The following is a 5,106-nucleotide window of genomic DNA, read 5'->3' as shown; positions in this document are numbered from 1 at the left end:
CGACTACCTGACGACCAACGGCATCGACGCGGCGCGTCTGACCGGTCCGAACGGCTACGGCGAGAGCCGTCCGCTGGAGGACATGGGCCAGGCGTTCCCGGGCTGCAAGAGCGAGAAGAACCGCCGCACCGAGCTGAACGTGCAGAACTGAGCACGAGCTCCGCGGTAGCAACACACGAAGCCCGGCTCCGGCCGGGCTTCGTCTTTGTGCGAAGGCGTGTGCTTTCACGGACGCGCACACGGCGCGGCGTAAACTGCGCGCGGCGGAAGGCGCCGGTACGACGGAGAGGAGAGCGGTCATGCGCGCACTGATCGGTTTGTCGATGTGCCTGCTTGCAGGCGTGGCGCAGGCGCAGACGGCGCAGTGCGGATCGTTGGTGGCGCCCAAGTCGTTGCCGATCCGTCCGACCGTGGTCGCGCCCATCGCACCGGAACTGGTCGCCCCGAGCCATCAGCTGGGCGCGCCGACGGGCGTGCTCTCGCAGGCGTTCGACGAAGCGCAGGCCGTTGACCAGGTGCTGTTCCGTCTGCGGCTGGAAGGTTGCCAGGTGGCAAAGGCGCTGCCGGCATCGCCGTCCGCGTTGCCGAGCGCGACCGACCCGGCCGCGTACAAGCCCAAGACCCAATACGACAACACCCCATGGCGCTTCGACATGAACCAGAACGGCAAGCGCATGACCGCCGAGGAGTTCGACGCGTGGATGAAGGCCAAGGGCGTGCGCGTGGTGAAGGCCAGGCCCGCCGTCGCAACACCGCCGCCGGCGCCCGCCGAGGCGCCAAAGCCGGAAACGCAGAAGAAGTGAAGCGCTTCCCCCGCGGGACACGCGCCGCGGGAGACGACACAAAACCACGCAGCCCAGGCGCGGCACCGCGTCACGGGCTTGCCCGCGTGCTGTCCAAACAGGGTGTGTGTTCGCGCACCGAGGCCGCGCGCTGGATCCAGGCGGGACGGGTGCGGGTCGATGGACGCATCGTGCGCGATCCCGAGTTCGCGATCATCCCCGGCCGCCGCATCACCGTCGACGAGCAGGCGCTGGACGCCCCGCCGCGCATCTACGTGATGCTCAACAAGCCGCGCGGACTGGTCACCACCACGCGCGACGAGCGTGGACGCGACACGGTGTACCGCTGCTTCGACGGCAGCGAACTGCCGTGGCTGGCGCCGGTCGGTCGGCTCGACAAGGCAAGCGAAGGGTTGCTCCTGTTCACGAACGATCCCGCGTGGGCCGCAGGCATCACCGATCCGGACCGCGGTCCGGAAAAGACCTACCACGTGCAGATCGACACCGTGCCCGACGCGGCGTTGCTGCAATCGCTGGAGCAGGGCACGCTCGCCGATGGCGAGCACCTGCGTGCCAGCACCGCACGCCTGCTGCGCAGCGGCCAGCGCAATGCATGGCTGGAGATCGTGCTGGACGAAGGGCGCAACCGGCAGATCCGTCGTCTGCTGGTTGCGTTCGGCATCGACGTGCTGCGCCTGGTGCGGGTCGGCATCGGCCCGTTGCCACTGGGCGAGTTGCCGAAAGGCCAATGGCGGCTGCTCGAAGCGGACGAAGTGGAGGCACTCGCCCATTCAGGTGAGTTCGAGCGGTGAAAGTGCTTCCGTCCTCGCACAATGCAGGATTGTGGGGAATATCACTTTTTCACTTGCACGTAACCCCGATTTGAGGCCTACACTGCCGCGAACTTCGTCGTGGGGGAATGGAACATGTTCAAGATGTCGATGGGGCTGTCGCTGTTGCTGGTGTCGGCCGCTGCCGTGGCGCATACGGATTCGGGCCTGAAGGTCGAAGGCGTGAGCGCGGCCAGCCAGCAGCACTCGGTGGTGAACTTCGAAGCGGGCCAGATGGTCGCCTTTGCCGGCAAGAAGGCCGCGGCTCCGAAGGCCGAAGAGAAGAAGGCCGAGGAAAAGAAGGAAGAGTCGGCCAGCCTCAATCCGAACGAATACAAGCCGAAGACGCAGTACGACAACACGCCGTACCGCTTCAACATGCACCAGAACGGCAAGAAGATGACCGCCGAGGAGTTCGACGCCTGGATGAAGTCGCGCGGCATTCGCGTGGCGAAGGGCAAGGGCGCTCCGGCAGCCGGTGGTGCTGCTCCGGCCGGCACGCAGGTCGCGGCCGAGGCGAAGAGCAAGTAAGCCTTCGCGACATCGCGCAGAAAAAAGGCCGGTCATTGACCGGCCTTTTTCTTTTTCCCGTGATCGAGTGCGTGCGCCGCGTGCAGCGATCAGGCCTTCAACACGCCCAGCTCGCGACCGATGCGGATGAAGGCATCGATGGCGCGGTCGAGGTGTTCGCGCGTGTGCGCCGCCGACATCTGCGTGCGGATGCGCGCCTGGCCTTGCGGCACGACCGGATAGAAGAAGCCGATGGCGTAGATGCCTTCCTCGAGCAGGCGCGCGGCAAACTTCTGTGCCAGCGGCGCGTCGTACAGCATCACCGGGCTGATCGGATGCACGCCCGGCTTGATGTCGAAACCGGCCTGCGTCATGCGCTCGCGGAAGTACGCTGTGTTGGCGGCCAGACGTTCGCGCAGTTCGCCGGCGCTGGACAGCATCTCGAATGCCTTGATGCCCGCGGCGACGACGTGCGGCGGCAGCGAGTTGGAGAACAGGTACGGGCGCGACCGCTGGCGCAGCATCTCGATCACTTCGCGCCTGGCCGTAGTGAACCCGCCGAGTGCGCCGCCCATCGCCTTGCCCAGCGTACCGGTGAAGATGTCGATCCTGTCCATCACACCCTTCACTTCCGCCGACCCGCGACCGTTCGCACCGAGGAAGCCCGTCGCGTGGCATTCATCAATATGCACCAGCGCGTTGTACTTGCGTGCCAGCGTGGTGATCTCGTCCAGCGGCGCGATGAAGCCGTCCATCGAAAACACGCCGTCGGTGGTGATCAGCTTGGTGCGCGCGCCGGCTGCGTCGGCGGCCTGCAGCTGCTTCTCCAGGTCGGCCATGTCGCAGTTGGCGTAGCGGAAGCGCTTGGCCTTGCACAGGCGCACGCCGTCGATGATCGAGGCATGGTTGAGCGCGTCGCTGATGATCGCGTCGTTCTCGTCCAGCAACGGCTCGAACAGGCCGCCGTTGGCGTCGAAGCACGCGGCATAGAGGATCGTGTCCTGCGTCCCGAAGAAGTCCGCGATGGTCTTCTCCAGCTGCTTGTGCAGGTCCTGCGTGCCGCAGATGAAGCGCACCGACGCCATGCCGAAGCCATGCGTGTCCAGCGCGTCCTTGGCCGCGGCGATGACGTCCGGATGGTCCGCCAGGCCCAGATAGTTGTTGGCGCAGAAGTTCAGCACGGTGCGTCCGTCGGCCAGCGTGATCTCGGCGGACTGCGGGCTGGTGATGATGCGCTCGGACTTGAACAGGCCCTGGGCGCGGATGTTTTCGAGCTCGTCCGCGTAACGGACGGTGAGCGGGGCGGTGGCGGTCGACATGCGGGTTTCCGGTGACTTCGGCAGACGCGCAGTTTAGTGGCTCCGTCGCGGTCGATGTGGGGCGGCGATGTGAAGGCGCAGCTACGGCAACGTACGGGCGCGATCCGCCTCGCGTGCGCGATGGCGCTAGCATCGCGCCCATGACCACGAGTTCGACCCACCACAGCATCCCGTTGTGGCCGCTGCCGTTCCTGGCGGCGTTGATGCCGTTCGTGGCCGGACACGTCGCCTGGTGGCTCTCGGTGAGCGACGGGCTGATCCCGCGCTGCAACCTGTATTGGGACGGCTGTGTCTCCATCAGTCGCGCTGCGCGGCACGGCCCGGGCAATCACCTGTTCCGCATGCTGATGTTGCCCTGCGCGGCACTGCAGGTGACGTGCTGGTGCGCTGCAGCGCTGTGGCTGCGGCGCGATACGGGCAGCGTCGTGCGCGTGCTTCCCTGGCTGGGATTGGTCGCGGGTGTGTTCCTGGCCCTGTACGCGACGTTCCTCGGCACCAGCGGGCCCACCTACGAGGCCATGCGCCGCTATGGCATCAACCTGTATTTCGGTTTCACCTATCTCGCATTGCTGGCGGTGCTGCGCACGCTGTCGCGGCACTCACCGCGCCACCGCGCGTACGTGCCGCTGCTGACGGTCGCGCTGGGTTTCATGGCATTGGGGCTGGCGACGCTGGTGCTGCGCTACACGGTGGCCGACGAACGCGTGCTCGACCGTTGGGAAAACGCGCTGGAGTGGCACCTGGGCCTGTGGCTCACCGCGATGTTCGCGGTCATGGCATGGCGCTGGTGGCGCGATGGTTTGCGCGCGTCGGTGGAGTAGGGCGCGAACGACTTCTCGTCCATTTTCGACGCGGAGGGACGCGGATTACGCAGAAGAACCGAAGACAAAACACACGTGTAAAGCCGTGCTCTTGTCCGCGTCATCTGCGTTCCTCAGTGTCAAAAACAGACGGGACGGCCTTTCGACCGTCCCGTTCCATTTCATTCAAGATCAATTTCAGCTCAGTTCCAGCTCAGCACGACCTTGCCGGCCTTGCCCGATTCCATCAGATCGAAGCCCTGCTGGAATTCGTCGATGGGCAACTGGTGGGTGAGCACCTTGCCGAGCGGGAAACCGCTCAGCACCAGCTGCGTCATCTTGTACCAGGTCTCGTACATCTTGCGGCCGTAGATGCCGTGGATGGTGAGGCCCTTGAAGATGATCTTGTCCCAGTCGGCGCCGGCGCCCTTGGGCATGATGCCGAGCATCGCGATCTTGCCGCCGTGGTACATGCAGTCGAGCATGTCGTTGAACGCGCGCGGGTTGCCGCTCATCTCCAGGCCCACGTCGAAGCCCTCCATGTGCAGGTCCTGCATGACGTCCTTGAGCGAGGTGTTCGCGACGTTGACCACGCGCGTGGCGCCCATATCGGCCGCGAGCTTGAGCCGGTAGTCGTTGACGTCAGTGACCACGACGTTGCGCGCGCCGATGTGCTTGCAGATGCCGGCGGCGATGATGCCGATCGGACCCGCGCCGGTGATCAGCACGTCCTCGCCGACCACGTCGAACTCGAGCGCGCAGTGCGCGGCGTTGCCGTAGGGGTCGAAGAACGCGGCCAGCTCGCTGGGGATCTGGTCGGGGATCGGCCACAGGTTGCTGGCCGGCATCACGATGTATTCGGCGA

At 65.7% G+C, this 5,106-nt stretch carries 6 protein-coding genes; 4 read left to right on the top strand and 2 right to left on the bottom strand.

The window, feature by feature from the left end; translation table 11 throughout:
* Positions 1–299: 299 nt before the first annotated feature.
* The 3 genes from VFE83_RS06215 (at position 300) to VFE83_RS06205 (ending at position 2,143) form a co-directional block, all read left to right on the top strand.
* Positions 300–803, top strand: coding sequence for a hypothetical protein (locus VFE83_RS06215; protein ID WP_324904164.1), 504 nt, complete (start codon positions 300–302; stop codon positions 801–803).
* A complete protein-coding gene (locus tag VFE83_RS06210) occupies positions 800–1,594 on the top strand; it encodes a pseudouridine synthase (protein WP_324904162.1) in 795 nt (264 codons plus the stop codon). The genes VFE83_RS06215 and VFE83_RS06210 overlap by 4 nt, the downstream gene beginning before the upstream one ends.
* A 114-nt stretch (positions 1,595–1,708) precedes the next feature.
* Positions 1,709–2,143 carry a hypothetical protein gene (locus tag VFE83_RS06205; RefSeq protein ID WP_324904158.1) on the top strand — a complete coding sequence of 145 codons (435 nt, stop codon included), beginning with the start codon at positions 1,709–1,711 and terminating at the stop codon, positions 2,141–2,143.
* 89 nt (positions 2,144–2,232) lie between these two features.
* On the opposite strand, the gene kbl is transcribed toward VFE83_RS06205, so the two are convergent.
* Positions 2,233–3,441, bottom strand: coding sequence for a glycine C-acetyltransferase (gene kbl / locus VFE83_RS06200; RefSeq protein WP_324904157.1), 1,209 nt, complete (start codon positions 3,439–3,441; stop codon positions 2,233–2,235).
* A gap of 140 nt (positions 3,442–3,581) precedes the next feature.
* Here kbl and VFE83_RS06195 point away from each other — a divergent pair, with 140 nt between their 5' ends.
* A complete protein-coding gene (locus VFE83_RS06195; protein WP_324904155.1) occupies positions 3,582–4,262 on the top strand; it encodes a hypothetical protein in 681 nt (226 codons plus the stop codon).
* A gap of 182 nt (positions 4,263–4,444) precedes the next feature.
* Here VFE83_RS06195 and VFE83_RS06190 read toward each other — a convergent pair.
* The coding region (locus VFE83_RS06190; protein WP_324904151.1) for a zinc-binding dehydrogenase at positions 4,445–5,106 on the bottom strand (662 nt) is incomplete at its 5' end.

It is taken from the genome of Lysobacter sp., assembly GCF_035655815.1.
Lineage (GTDB): Bacteria > Pseudomonadota > Gammaproteobacteria > Xanthomonadales > Xanthomonadaceae > Lysobacter_J.
The sequence above is the reverse complement of the archived record's forward strand: the minus strand, read 5'-3'. Positions and strand labels throughout refer to the sequence as shown.